Here is a 12,633-nt window from a genome sequence, read left to right as displayed (position 1 = left end):
AAAAGCCCGCTTGAGGCGGGCTTTTTTTGATCTCCGGCACTTGCCGGGTCACGCTGCGCTGCTTACGCCGAGAACGACGAACCGCAACCGCAGGTCGAGGTGGCGTTCGGATTCTTGATCACGAACTGCGCACCTTCGAGGTCATCCTTGTAATCGATCTCGGCACCGACCAGATACTGGTAGCTCATCGAATCGATCAACAGCTGGACGCCTGCTTTTTCCATCGTCGTGTCATCGTCGTTGATGATCTCGTCGAAGGTGAAGCCATACTGGAAGCCCGAGCAGCCGCCGCCCTGCACGAAAACGCGCAGCTTGAGGTCGGGGTTGCCTTCTTCTTCGATCAGCTGGGCCACTTTCTGTGCCGCGCTGTCGGTGAAGTTGATTGGTACGGGAATCGTGTCGAAATCTACTACTTCGGCGACTGCGGTCATGGAATGCTCCTGGATAATCAAACTCCGCCCATTATAGACGGTTGGGGGAACTCATGCTGCCGACCCTCTGGGAAAGTCGGCGAGATGAGACACCAGTTGTCACTCAGACAGGGTACCGTCCCTTGATGATATCAAGAGGACATGATCCTTCTGCAAGCGCTGGTGCAGTAGCCTCGAATATGCGGCCAAGTGGCCGCAATTCAAGTCTGGCAGGCACCAGCGACGCCTGTTACGGCAACAGCGCGATCTGCTTCAGCCCGGTCGCTTCATCCAGCCCGAACATCAGGTTCATGCACTGCACGGCCTGGCCCGATGCGCCTTTGACCAGGTTGTCCTGCACCACCAGGATCACGACCGTGTCGCCGCCATCCGGGCGATGCAGCGCCAGGCGCAGCACGTTCGAGCCGCGGGTCGAGCGCGTCTCAGGGTGCGAGCCGAACGGCATCACGTCGACGAACTCGCTGTCCTTGTAGGCGTCTTCGAACAGGGCCTGCAGCGCCGCATCGTCGATCTCTTTCGTCAGGCGCGCATACAGCGTCGCGTGCATACCGCGAATCATCGGCACCAGGTGCGGCGTGAAGATCAGGCCAACCTTCTGGTCGGTGAAGCGCGCCAGCTGGGCGGTCGTTTCCGGCGTGTGGCGGTGACCGCTCACACCATAAGCCTTGAAGTTATCGCTCGACTCGGAGAACAACGTGGCGATCTCGGCCTTGCGACCGGCGCCCGAGACGCCCGACTTGCAGTCGGCGATCAGGTTGCCCGCATCAATGACGCCGGCCTTGAGCAGCGGATAGTAGCCAAGCTGCATCGTGGTCGGGTAGCAGCCCGGATTGGCGATCAGGCGCGCGTCCTTGATCGCGTCGCGGTTCAGCTCAGCAAGACCATACACGGCTTCTTCGAGCAGCTCGGGCGCCGTGTGGTCGATCTTGTACCATTTTTCGAACGTGGCCTGATCCTTCAGGCGGAAGTCGGCCGCCAGGTCGATCACCTTGACGCCGGCTGCCAGCAGCTCGGGCGCCTGCGCCATTGCCACGCCGTGCGGGGTGGCGAAGAACACGACGTCGCAGCTTTTCAGGTCGGCTTTGTCGGGGCTCGAGAACGCCAGGTCGACGCGGCCGCGCAGCGACGGGAACATGTCGGCCACCGGCAGGCCGTCTTCCTTGCGCGACGTGATTGCCGTCAGTTGCACATCCGGGTGCACGGCCAACAGCCGCAGCAATTCCACGCCCGTGTACCCGGTGCCGCCAACGATGCCAACTTTGATCATGTTCTGTTCCTTCATAGTGGTAAAAAGGCCCTGCTTGCAGGACGAACGTGCATTTTAACAGCCTGGGAAATGCGGGGCATACCGCTCTGTAAAGCAAAAAAGCCGCCCAACCTTGCGGTGGACGGCTTTTTCGGCACAGCGCCCGAAGGCGCCGGCAGAAACGAATTAACGCTTCGAGAATTGCTTTGCGCGACGTGCTTTGCGCAGACCAACTTTTTTACGCTCGACTTCACGCGCATCGCGAGTGACGAAGCCAGCACGGGCCAGATCTGGCTTCAGTGCTGCGTCGTAGTCGATCAGAGCGCGGGTGATGCCGTGACGGACGGCGCCAGCCTGGCCCGACTCGCCGCCGCCGTGCACGTTGACTTTGATGTCAAAACGCTCGACGTTGCCGGTCAGTTCCAGCGGCTGGCGAATGACCATCAGGCCGGTTTCGCGCGAGAAGTATTCCGAAGCAGGCTTGCCGTTCACGATGATCAGGCCGGTGCCAGTTTTGATGAACACGCGAGCGACTGCACTCTTGCGACGGCCGGTGCCGTAGTTGTAGTTACCGATCATGTCAGTTCCTTAGAGGGTCAGTGCTTGTGGTTGCTGAGCAGCGTGTGGGTGCGAACCTTCCGCGTACACTTTCAGCTTCTTGATCATTGCGTAGCCGAGTGGGCCTTTAGGCAGCATGCCCTTGACCGCTTTCTCGAGTGCGCGACCTGGGAAACGCTGTTGCATTTTCAGGAAGTTCGTTTCGTAGATACCGCCCGGGTAACCCGAGTGACGGTAGTACGTTTTTTCGGTGGCCTTGGTACCGGTCACACGCAGTTTGCCTGCATTGATCACAACGATGAAGTCACCGGTGTCGACGTGCGGGGTGAATTCCGGCTTGTGCTTGCCGCGCAGTCGGAGTGCCACTTCGCTGGCAACACGTCCGAGGACCAGGTCCGTCGCGTCAATGACAAACCAGTCGCGCTGGACTTCATGGCCCTTAGCGGAAAAAGTTTTCATGTTTATTCCAAAATAAAAAATTGCTCAAATGGTGGTTCCGCCCTGTACTTCAGCGGACTCGGCCTTGTTATCTTTTCCTGAGCAAACGGAAAGCCGACGATCATAACCTGCACCGGCATTGCCGTCAATCGCCATCTGGTGATTTTCAGGGACCAACGCGGCCACAATCCTGACCCGGTCCGCATGCCTTGATGCATAGTTGAAACAATGGGTTGACCATAGAAACAACGCGAACTTATCATCGTTGCAACCTGAGGAGATGTCGTGACGATATTCAAGATTTTGCCCGCCCTGCTGGCGCTGCCGCTGCTGCTGGCTGCGGGCAGTGCCAGCGCCGCCGCACCGGCCATGACGGACCGCAGTTGCCACCTGCCCGGCGTGGTCGAGGCGCTGCGCTGTGTCAGCGTGACCGTGCCGCTCGACCATGGGCAGCCGCAGGGTCCAACGCTGGCGCTGCACGTGACCGTGGCCCCGGCCTTCCGCCAGGGCAGCCGTACCGATCCGCTGTTCGTGCTGGCCGGTGGCCCGGGCCAGGCCGGCAGCGATGTGCTGGTGCTGCTCAAGACCGCCTTCGACCGGGTGCGCGCCACGCGCGACATCGTCTTCATCGACCAGCGCGGCACCGGCCGCTCGGGCAAGCTCGGCTGCGTCAGCAAGCACGAACACGAAACCATGGGCGACGCCGAACTGATGGCCGAACTGCGCGCCTGCATCGCAGCCAACACCTCGCCGCTGCGCGCCTACACGACGCTGGCCGCCGCGCGTGACCTCGAACGCGTTCGCCTTGCGCTGGGCTACGGCGCGGTCAACCTGTGGGGCGGCTCGTACGGCACGCGCCTGGCGCAAACCTATGCCCGCGCCTATCCATCGAGCGTGCGCGCGCTCGTGCTCGACGGCGTGGCCGCGCCCGACCAGGTCATCCCGGCCGGTGGCCGCGATTCGCAGACCGCGCTCGACGGTGTGTTTGCCGCCTGCGCCAAGGACGCTGCCTGCCACAAGGCGTACCCGAACCTGCGCGCCGAATTCGATGGCCTGGTCAAGCGGCTCGAAGCGGGTGACCTGCGCCTGTCGCTGCCCAATCCGCGCACGGCCGAGCAGACCAGTTTCACGATGTCGTCCGACCGCTTCCTGGGCACCGTGCACAACATCCTGTATGCGCCGGCCGATGCACGGCGTCTGCCATTCCTGATCCATAACGCGAGCCAAGGGCGCTGGCAGCCGTTCATCGCGCGCCAGAACCTGGCCGGTGACTTCGGCAACGATGCGAGCATGTCGATGCTGCTGCACTTCGCCGTGGTGTGCGCCGAAGACGTGCCGCGCTTTACGCCAGAACTGATGAAAGCTGACGCCGCCGTGCTGGCGCGGCCGCTGGCCGAGATGATGCCGAAGCTGTGCCGGGACGACATCAAGGTGCCGGCCGTGCCGTATGTCACGCCCACCCGGATCGACGCACCGGCCCTGCTGCTGTCGGGCGCGCTCGATCCGGTCACGCCGCCGCACCGCGCCGCGAGCGCCGCCAGGTCGATGGCGCACGCCCAGCAGATCGTGGTGGCCAATGCCAGCCACGGTGTTTCGCAACTGGGCTGCGCGCCGCGCCTGCTGCGCGCTTTTCTCGACCATCCGCAGGCCAAACTCGACGCGGCCTGCATGGCCGAGATCCCGGCGCCCACCTTCCAGCTCGGCAGCGCCGGGCCGCAACCATAAGATTCGGACACGCCATGATCGAAGTTCACGATGTACGCAAGGCCTTCGGCGCCGTCCAGGCGCTGGGCGGCGTTTCCTTCACCGCGCGCGATGGCCAGATCACCGCGCTGCTCGGCCCCAACGGCGCCGGCAAGACCACCCTGCTGCGCACGCTCGTCGGCCTGCTCAAACGCGACCACGGCAGCATCCTGATCGGCGGCGTCGACCCCGAACAGGACCCGATGGCAGTGCGCCGCAATATCGGCTTTCTCACCGACCAGTTCGGGCTGTACGAGCGCCTGACCACCCGCGAATACCTGCATTATTTCGGCGAACTCAATGACATGCAGGCCCCGGCGCTGCGCACGCGGATCGGCGAAGTGGCCGAGCTGCTGGGCATGGAAGACATCCTGGATCGCCGGGCCAAGGGCTTTTCGCAGGGCCAGCGCATCAAGGTCGCGCTGGCGCGCACGCTGCTGCACCGCCCGCGCCACCTGCTGCTCGATGAACCGAGCCGCGGCCTGGACGTGATGAGCACGCGCGCACTGCGCACGGCGCTGAACGCGCTGCGCGAGGACGGCAGCTGCGTGATCATGGCCACCCACGTGATGCAGGAAGTGACGCACCTGTGCGACGACGTGATCGTCATTGCCAAGGGCCATACCGTGGCCCAGGGCTCGCCCGACGAATTGTGCCGGCGCACCGGCATCACCAACCTGGAAGACGCCTTCGTCAGCCTGGTCGGCACCGAAGAAGGTATCGCATGAAGTCCAAGATCCGGATCGTGTTTTTGAAAGAGCTGCGCGAGATGCTGCGCGAGCGCCGCACGCTGGCGTTCCTGCTGGCGGCGTCGCTGATGTACCCGGCCATCATCGGCCTGCTGCTGAACCAGATGATCGAACGGAATACGCGCACCGAGCGTGAAGGCATCGAGATGGTCGTCATCGGCGGTGCGAAAGCGCCGACCCTGATGGCCCAGCTGCGCGAGCGCAGCGTGACCGTCACCGAGGCCGCGCCGATGAATGAGGACGCCATCGGCGACCTGCTGCGCGCCAAAAAGACCGTCGCCGTGCTGCGCGTGACGGACGACTACATCGCCAACTACCAGGCCATGCGCCCGGCGCGCCTGGAGCTGTGGTTCGATTCGTCCACCGAGAGCGGCCCGCAGCGGCGCGACGTTGAAGACATCCTGCAGGCCTACAGCAGCAATATCGCCAGCGCGCGCCTGCTCGCGCACGGCGTCTCGCCCGCCACGCTCTCGCCCATCGAATTGCAGCGCCATGACACCGGCACCAATGCCTCGCGCTCGGCAATGGTCATCGGGGGCATCATCGGCATCCTGTTTTTGCCGGCGTTTTTCCTGAACCTGTCGGCGGCCGTCGACAGCACGGCGGGTGAACGCGAGCGGCGCTCGCTCGAAGTGCTGATGGCGCAGCCGGCCCGCAGCTGGGAACTGGTGGTCGGCAAATGGCTGGCCGCGAGCGTGCCGTCTCTGCTGGGCGTGACGCTGATCCTGTGCGTCGCGCATGCGATCCTGCGCTGGCTGCCGCTCGAGGAAATCGGCATGTCGTGGAACCTGGGCTGGGGTGAGCTGATGCTCGTTTGCCTGGTCACGGTGCCGCTGTCGCTGCTCTCGAGCGCCCTGTTCATCGGCCTGGCGATGAACGCGAAGACCTTCAAGGAAGCCCAGACCACGGTCAGCTTCGTGACCATCCTGCCCGCGATTCCGGGCTTCGTGGTCTCGTTCATGGAACTCAAGACCGCGACCTGGATGTACCTGGTGCCGATGCTGTCGAACCAGACGCTGGTCAAGGAACTGGCCAAGACGGGCGACATCGGCCCGCTGCCGTTCGTGCTGACGTTCTTGTGCGCGCTGATTCCGGCGCTGCTGGTGGTGGCGTTCGCGAGCTGGCGCATGAAGAGCGAGAAATACGTGCTGGGTGTGTAATCCCGCCGTACAATCGAAGCCCCTTTTCAAGAACACAGCACAGCGGAGCAGAACATGGATGTAAAAGTCAGCTGGAACGGCCCGTCGGGCATGAGCTTCCGGGCCCAGACGGGCAGCGGCCACATGGTGGCGATGGATGGCGCACCGGAAGGCGGCGGCCACAATCTGGCGCCACGGCCGATGGAGATGGTGTTGATCGGCACCGGCGGCTGCGCCGCGTATGACGTGGTGCTGATCCTCAAGCGCGGGCGTGAAGACGTGCGCGGGTGCGACGTCACGCTGCAGGCCGAGCGCGCCGAGGTGGACCCGAAGGTCTTCACGAAGATCAACTTCCACTTCGTGGTCACGGGCCGCAACCTGAAACCGGCGGCGGTCGAACGCGCGGTGCAGCTATCGCATGACAAGTACTGCTCGGCGTCGGCCATGCTGGCCAGGACCGCCGAGATCACGCACTCGATCGAGATCGTCGAAGCTTAAACCGGCGCCTCAGATGCGGTAGGCGGCGGTGGTCATGACCTTGGCCATCGCCCGCATCGCCATCTTGACCGGCATCGGCAACGGGGCTGCGCCCATCGCCTGGGCCGCGTCGGCGTGCGCGATTTCATCGATGCGCATCTGGTCGACGATCGCGCGCGATTTGGCGTCCTGCTGCGGCAGCAGTTCGAGGTGGCTGTTCAGGTGCGCCTCGACCTGGCGTTCGGTCTCCACCACGAAGCCCAGGCTGACCGGATCGCCGATCCGGGCCGCCACCGCGCCCATCACATAGGCGCCCGCATACCACAGGGGATTGAGTACGCTCGGCTGCGAACCCAGTTCGTCCAGGCGCTGCGCGCACCAGGCCAGGTGGTCTTCTTCTTCCTGGCCGGCTTCTTCGAACTGCGCACGCAATTGCGGCGTGTGGGCAAAACTGGCCTGCGCATCGTACAGGGCCTGGGCGCACACTTCGCCGACATGGTTCACGCGCATCAGACCCGCGCTGTGACGGCGCTCGGTATCGGACAGCTCGCTGTCCATGGCATGCGTGGCCGGGTTCGGGCGCGACATGGCGGTCACGCCGCCGACGACGCGCAAGGCCTTGTCGACGCCGACAATCAGGTGGTCCAGGGGGCTGATGAAACGATTCGCGGTCATGGCTGGCTCGGTAATCTAGTCGCTGAGGCCTTCATTATATGCCTTAGTTCTCGCGATCCACTCGACCAGCGGCCCTTCCGGCTCGATGCCCGAGATGTTCTTGGCCACGCCCAGGTTCAGTTCGAGCAGGTACGGCACCGACACGATCGGCACGCCGGGACAGTGGCGGGAAAACGCGTCCAGAAAACGACTCGATTCCACGGTCGGCATGACCTTCTCGCCGCTCATGAACTGCAGCACGCTGGTGATCGTGTGGCCCTTGCCCAGCGTGTGATAGACGAAGCGGTTGAATTCGCGGTCGACCGTCTTGAAGTCGATTTCGTCCTTCGTCATCAGGCCGGCCAGGTACACCAGGCCCAGGCCGACACGGAACCAGTCGGTCGATTCGGCCCGGCTGCGCCCTTCGCGCATCAGGACCAGCAGTTTTTCTTGGGTGGCGGCATCCATGTTGCCATTATCCATAATTTGGGCGGGCGCGGGCCGCGCACCCGTTGCGCGGGACAACAAATTTATAGAAAGAAACCCGGCATGCACCCTGTCACCGGATAATGCAGCCTGGGGCCCGCTTTGGCCCGCGCATCGCACCGTGCCGGTCCTGGCCGAGACGATTGAATACAATGCCAGTGTGAAAAAAGCGTAGCTGCAATGTAAATACACCACTGCAGCCAGGAGTTGTCATGCAATTAAAGATCCGCAATTTGTCCAAGACCTACGCCAACGGCGTGGTCGCGCTCGACCGTGTCACGCTGAATATCCCGGCCGGGATGTTCGGGCTGCTCGGCCCGAACGGTGCGGGCAAATCGACACTGATGCGGATTCTCGCCACGCTGCAGGAATGCGACGCCGGCTCGGTGTTCCTCGACGATATCGACGTGCTGGACGAAAAAGACGCGGTGCGCCGCATGCTCGGCTACCTGCCGCAGGATTTCGGCGTGTACCCGAAGGTCACGGCCTACGACCTTCTCGACCATTTCGCGCAGCTCAAGGGGCTGTCGCACCGGGTGCGCCGGCGCGAAGTCGTCGACGGCCTGCTGCAGCAGACCAATCTGTGGGACGTGCGCGCGCAGCGCCTGGGCACCTTCTCGGGCGGCATGCGCCAGCGCTTCGGCATCGCCCAGGCCCTGCTGGGCGACCCGCGCCTGATCATCGTCGACGAACCCACGGCCGGCCTGGATCCGCAGGAGCGCGTGCGCTTTCACAACCTGCTGTCGGACATCGGCGAAGAGCGCACCGTGCTGCTCTCGACCCACATCGTGTCCGACGTGGCCGACCTGTGCGCCAATATGGCGATCATCAACAAGGGCCAGGTGCTGCTGTGCGGCGAGCCGCAAGAACTCATCTACGGCATCGAAGACTTCATCTGGGCGCGCTTCGTCACGAAGGCCGAACTGCCGGCCTTCCAGGCGCGCCACAGCGTGATCTCGAGCCGCCTGCTCAGTGGCCGCACGCTGATCCACGTGTATGCCGAAGACGATCCGGGCGACGGCTTCGAGCCGGCCCGCGCGAGCCTGGACGACGTGTACTTCGCCACTATCGCCGGCCGTCATAATCCTGCCGCCGGGGATTGCTGACCGTGCGCGCGCTGCTCGTCATTGCCCGTTTCGAGGCCAGGCAGCGCCTGCGGCTGCTGTCGACCTGGGTGTATTTTGGCGGCTTCCTGGCGCTCGGGATGCTGTGGATGGTGGCGTCGGGCGGCGCGTTTCGCGAGCTGTCGATCACGTTCGGCACCCGCATCGCGATCGATGGGCCACGCCAGATCGCGCTGGCCACCGCGATGCTCGGCAGCCTCGGGGTCATCGTTGCCGCCGCCGTCATGGGCCGCGCGGTGCAGCAGGATTTCGAGCACGAGATGCACCACTTCTTTTTCAGCGCGCCGCTGCGCAAGGCCGACTACGTGTTCGGTCGCTTCCTGGGCGCGTATGCCACGCTGGCCGTGATCTTCGCCGGCATCGTGCTGGGCCTGTGGTTCGGCACCATGCTGCCCGGGATCGCGCCCGATCGCCTCGGCGGCGCGCCGCTGGCCGCCTGGCTCACGCCGTATCTGTTCACGCTCCTGCCCAATCTGTTCATCTTTGGCGCGATCTTCTTCGTGCTGGCCGCCCTCACCCGGCGCATGCTGCCGGTGTACGTGGCCAGCGTGATCATGACGCTCGGGTACACCATCGCGCCATCGCTGGCGCGCGACCTCGATTTCAAGACGCTGGCCGCGCTGATCGACCCGTTCGGCACCACCGCACTGATCCGCCTGACCGAATACTGGCCACTGGCCGAGCGCAACGTGCGCCCGATCGCGTTGACCGACGTGTACCTGATCAACCGCCTGATCTGGGCCGGGTTCTCGCTATTGGTGCTGCTGCTTGGCTACTGGCGCTTCCAGGCGGTCGGCGAAACCGAAAGCCAGACACGCGCGCGCCGCAAGACCGCGGCAGAAGTGCCATCGGGGCTGGCGCCGCCATTATCGCGCGCGGCGCGCGATACCAGCACGCCGCCGGATTTCGCGGCCCGCAGCCTGGCCGTGCTGCTCGTCAAATCGAGCTGGGGCGAGCTGCGCGAAGCGACCCGCAATGCGTACTTCGTGGCGCTGGCCACGGCCGGCGTGCTCGCGCTGATCGCCAGCGCGCTCGACCTGGGTGCGATGTATGGCACGCCGACGTATCCCGTCACCTACATGATGCTGGAACTGATCCGCGATGTGACCGGTCTGTTCGTAATCGTCACGACGATTTTCTATGCCGGTGAACTGGTCTGGCGCGAGCGCGAGATGCGCACCAGCCAGATCCTCGATGCGCTGCCCGTGCCGAGCTGGCTGCCGCTGGCCAGCAAGACGCTGGCGCTGGTCGGGCTGCAAGCCTGCCTGCTGCTCGTCGCCATGGTCACGGCCATGCTGATCCAGCTGTTCAAGGGGTATTTCCAGCTCGAACCGGGCCTTTACGTCCGGGCGCTGTTCTCGATCATGCTGCCCCACTTCGCGCTGCTCGCGGTGCTGGCCATCGCGGTGCAAGTCATCGTCAACCACAAATACCTGGCCAACTTCGTCATGATCGGCTGGGTGCTGGCGGCGCTCGCCTTCAATGGCGCGGGCATGGATCATCCGCTGGCGCTGTACGCGGCCTGGCCCGACCTGACCTATTCGGCAATGAACGGCTTTGGCCACTACCTGCTGCGCGAGCGCTTCTACCTGCTGTACTGGAGCGGCGCGGCCCTGATGCTGCTGGGCGTGGCGCGCGCGCTGTGGCAGAGGGGCGTCGATAGTGGCTGGCGCCAGCGCCTGCAGCTGGCGCGGCGCAGCTTGAGCCTCCCGGTGCTGGCCACGATCGGCGCCGGCGCCGCCGTGTTCGCGGGCAGCGGCGCTTTCCTGGCCTGGGAAATGGCGCAGGGCGGCTACCTGAGCGCGCACCAGGCCGAGCAGCTGCGCGCCGACTACGAACAGCGCTACCACCGCACCGCGTTCCTGCCGCAGCCGCGCATCACGGCCGTCAAGCTCGACACGGCCATCCATCCCGCCGCGCGTTCGCTGCAGGTCAAGGGCAGCTATCAGCTCGAAAACCGCAACAGCCGGTCATTGTCGGACGTGGTGCTGTACCAGCAGCGCGGCGCGCGTCTGAACGTGACGTTCACGCAGCCGGCAACGCTGGCAGAGAGCGACCCGGAACGCGGTTTCTATCGCTACCGCCTCGCCACGCCGATGGCGCCGGGCGCGCGCATGGGGCTGGACTTCACGGTCGACTACGCGCCGCGCGGCCTGCTCGGGCTGGGGAGCGAGACGCCGGTGGTGGGCAATGGCACGTTCTTCACGGATGACGTCATGCCGCGCATCGGCTACCAGCCGGCGGTGGAACTGCTCGACGAACGCGATCGCCGCCGCCACGACCTGGCCCCGCGCGCGCGCATGGCCGCGCGCGACGATCCGGCGGCGCGCGCCAACCACCTGCTGGGCGTGGATGCCGACTGGATCGACTTCGAGACCACCGTCAGCACGAGCGCCGACCAGATTGCGGTGGCGCCAGGCACGCTGGTGCGCGAATGGAGCCAGGACGGCCGGCGCTACTTCCGCTACAAGATGGACCGCCCGATGCTGAACAACTATGCCTTCCAGTCGGCACGCTACGAAGTGCGCCACGAACGCTGGCAGGACGTGACGATCGACGTGTATTACCACCCGGGTCACGACGCGAACGTCGAGCGCATGGTGCGCGGCGCCCAGGCCGGTCTCGATTACGGCGCGCGCAATTTCGGACGCTACCCGCTGCGCGAACTGCGCATCGTCGAATTCCCCCGTTACAGCAGTATGCCTGTTGCCTACCCGGGCGTGATCCCGTTCTCGGAAAGCGCCGGCTTCATTGCGCGCATCGATCCCGGCTCGCCGAAAGACCTCGACTACCCGTTCTACATCACTGCGCATGAGACGGCGCACCAGTGGTGGGGGCACCAGCTCATCGGCGCCAACACGCGCGGCAGCACGGTGCTCAGCGAAGGCGTGTCCGAGTACATGGCGCTGATGGTCATGCAGCGCGCCTACGGCGCGGGCAAGATGCGGCGCTTCCTGCGCTATGACCTCGACCGCTACCTGAGGGGCCGCGCGAGCGAGCAGCGAAAGGAAGCGCCGCTGGCGCTCAACGAACAGCAGCCTTACATCCACTACCAGAAAGGTGCGCTGGCGCTGTACCTGATGCAGGACATGCTGGGCGAGGATGTCGTCAATGGCGTGCTGCGTGGCCTGTTGGAGCAGCACGGCTACCAGGGCCCGCCCTACCCGACCGCGTCCACCCTCGTCGACGGCCTGCGCGCCGTCACGCCGCCAGCCAAGGCCTATCTGATCGACGACCTGTTCGAATCGATCGTGCTGTACGAGAACCGGGCCGACAGCGCCACCGCGCGCCGGCGCGCGGATGGCAAGTACGAGGTAACGATCCGCGCCAGCGCCGGCAAGATGCGTGCTACCGACCAGGGCGAAGAGCAGCCGATGCTGCTCCACGACTTCATCGAGTTCGGCGTGGACGACAGCGATGGCAATCCCCTGGTGCGCGAACGGCGTCTCGTCAGCAAGGATGAACAGCAGATTACGCTGGTGGTCGATGGCATGCCGGCGCGTGCCGGCATCGATCCCGATAACAAGTTGATCGATCGAAAACCGCGAGACAATATGTTGGCAGTCGACAAGCAGTAGTTCTCGCGCT

12 protein-coding genes are annotated in these 12,633 nt (G+C 64.6%); 6 read left to right on the top strand and 6 right to left on the bottom strand.

The window, feature by feature from the left end; translation table 11 throughout:
• Nucleotides 1-62: 62 nt before the first annotated feature.
• The 4 genes from erpA to rplM form a co-directional block, all read right to left on the bottom strand.
• A complete protein-coding gene (erpA, locus tag AC56LY_RS00350; RefSeq protein WP_183556750.1) occupies nt 63-431 on the bottom strand; it encodes an iron-sulfur cluster insertion protein ErpA in 369 nt (122 codons plus the stop codon).
• 229 nt (nt 432-660) lie between these two features.
• Nucleotides 661-1,698: an N-acetyl-gamma-glutamyl-phosphate reductase gene (gene argC, locus AC56LY_RS00345; RefSeq protein ID WP_499575511.1), complete on the bottom strand. Its 1,038-nt coding sequence runs from the start codon at nt 1,696-1,698 to the stop codon at nt 661-663.
• Nucleotides 1,699-1,863: 165 nt separating this feature from the next.
• Nucleotides 1,864-2,256 carry a 30S ribosomal protein S9 gene (rpsI, locus tag AC56LY_RS00340; protein WP_183556746.1) on the bottom strand — a complete coding sequence of 131 codons (393 nt, stop codon included), beginning with the start codon at nt 2,254-2,256 and terminating at the stop codon, nt 1,864-1,866.
• A 9-nt stretch (nt 2,257-2,265) separates the two neighbouring features.
• Complete coding sequence (gene rplM, locus AC56LY_RS00335) at nt 2,266-2,694, bottom strand: 50S ribosomal protein L13 (protein WP_183556744.1); 429 nt, start codon at nt 2,692-2,694, stop codon at nt 2,266-2,268.
• A 264-nt stretch (nt 2,695-2,958) separates the two neighbouring features.
• Here rplM and AC56LY_RS00330 point away from each other — a divergent pair, with 264 nt between their 5' ends.
• The 4 genes from AC56LY_RS00330 to AC56LY_RS00315 are packed head-to-tail and all read left to right on the top strand — an operon-like array spanning nt 2,959 to nt 6,802.
• On the top strand, nt 2,959-4,398 hold the full coding sequence (locus AC56LY_RS00330; protein ID WP_499575508.1) for an alpha/beta fold hydrolase: 1,440 nt from the start codon (nt 2,959-2,961) through the stop codon (nt 4,396-4,398).
• 14 nt (nt 4,399-4,412) lie between these two features.
• A complete protein-coding gene (locus tag AC56LY_RS00325; RefSeq protein ID WP_499575504.1) occupies nt 4,413-5,144 on the top strand; it encodes an ABC transporter ATP-binding protein in 732 nt (243 codons plus the stop codon).
• Nucleotides 5,141-6,325, top strand: coding sequence for an ABC transporter permease (locus AC56LY_RS00320; RefSeq protein WP_499575501.1), 1,185 nt, complete (start codon nt 5,141-5,143; stop codon nt 6,323-6,325). The genes AC56LY_RS00325 and AC56LY_RS00320 overlap by 4 nt, the downstream gene beginning before the upstream one ends.
• A 54-nt stretch (nt 6,326-6,379) precedes the next feature.
• Entirely contained in the window at nt 6,380-6,802 is a 423-nt protein-coding gene (locus tag AC56LY_RS00315) for an OsmC family protein (protein ID WP_499575499.1), read from the top strand.
• A gap of 9 nt (nt 6,803-6,811) precedes the next feature.
• Here AC56LY_RS00315 and coq7 read toward each other — a convergent pair whose 3' ends face one another.
• Nucleotides 6,812-7,456 carry a 2-polyprenyl-3-methyl-6-methoxy-1,4-benzoquinone monooxygenase gene (gene coq7, locus AC56LY_RS00310; protein ID WP_499575497.1) on the bottom strand — a complete coding sequence of 215 codons (645 nt, stop codon included), beginning with the start codon at nt 7,454-7,456 and terminating at the stop codon, nt 6,812-6,814.
• A gap of 15 nt (nt 7,457-7,471) precedes the next feature.
• Entirely contained in the window at nt 7,472-7,903 is a 432-nt protein-coding gene (locus AC56LY_RS00305) for a hypothetical protein (protein WP_499575494.1), read from the bottom strand.
• Between the two features lie 230 nt (nt 7,904-8,133).
• Between AC56LY_RS00305 and AC56LY_RS00300 the strand changes: the two genes are divergently transcribed.
• Complete coding sequence (locus AC56LY_RS00300; protein ID WP_499575493.1) at nt 8,134-9,027, top strand: ABC transporter ATP-binding protein; 894 nt, start codon at nt 8,134-8,136, stop codon at nt 9,025-9,027.
• A 2-nt stretch (nt 9,028-9,029) separates the two neighbouring features.
• Nucleotides 9,030-12,623, top strand: a complete 3,594-nt coding sequence (locus AC56LY_RS00295; RefSeq protein WP_499575487.1) for an ABC transporter permease/M1 family aminopeptidase — start codon at nt 9,030-9,032, stop codon at nt 12,621-12,623.
• Nucleotides 12,624-12,633: the final 10 nt, after the last annotated feature.

It is taken from the genome of Telluria sp. ZT3P25, assembly GCF_059685895.1.
This window is presented reverse-complemented; position numbering and strand designations above follow the sequence as displayed.

What these genes read in the sequence shown, in the direction of transcription:
- erpA (WP_183556750.1), bottom strand. Translation starts at nt 431, where the DNA reads ATGACCGCAGTCGCCGAAGTAGTAGATTTCGACACGATTCCCGTACCA.
- argC (WP_499575511.1), bottom strand. Translation starts at nt 1,698, where the DNA reads ATGATCAAAGTTGGCATCGTTGGCGGCACCGGGTACACGGGCGTGGAA.
- rpsI (WP_183556746.1), bottom strand. Translation starts at nt 2,256, where the DNA reads ATGATCGGTAACTACAACTACGGCACCGGCCGTCGCAAGAGTGCAGTC.
- rplM (WP_183556744.1), bottom strand. Translation starts at nt 2,694, where the DNA reads ATGAAAACTTTTTCCGCTAAGGGCCATGAAGTCCAGCGCGACTGGTTT.
- AC56LY_RS00325 (WP_499575504.1), top strand. Translation starts at nt 4,413, where the DNA reads ATGATCGAAGTTCACGATGTACGCAAGGCCTTCGGCGCCGTCCAGGCG.
- AC56LY_RS00320 (WP_499575501.1), top strand. Translation starts at nt 5,141, where the DNA reads ATGAAGTCCAAGATCCGGATCGTGTTTTTGAAAGAGCTGCGCGAGATG.
- AC56LY_RS00315 (WP_499575499.1), top strand. Translation starts at nt 6,380, where the DNA reads ATGGATGTAAAAGTCAGCTGGAACGGCCCGTCGGGCATGAGCTTCCGG.
- coq7 (WP_499575497.1), bottom strand. Translation starts at nt 7,456, where the DNA reads ATGACCGCGAATCGTTTCATCAGCCCCCTGGACCACCTGATTGTCGGC.
- AC56LY_RS00305 (WP_499575494.1), bottom strand. Translation starts at nt 7,903, where the DNA reads ATGGATGCCGCCACCCAAGAAAAACTGCTGGTCCTGATGCGCGAAGGG.
- AC56LY_RS00300 (WP_499575493.1), top strand. Translation starts at nt 8,134, where the DNA reads ATGCAATTAAAGATCCGCAATTTGTCCAAGACCTACGCCAACGGCGTG.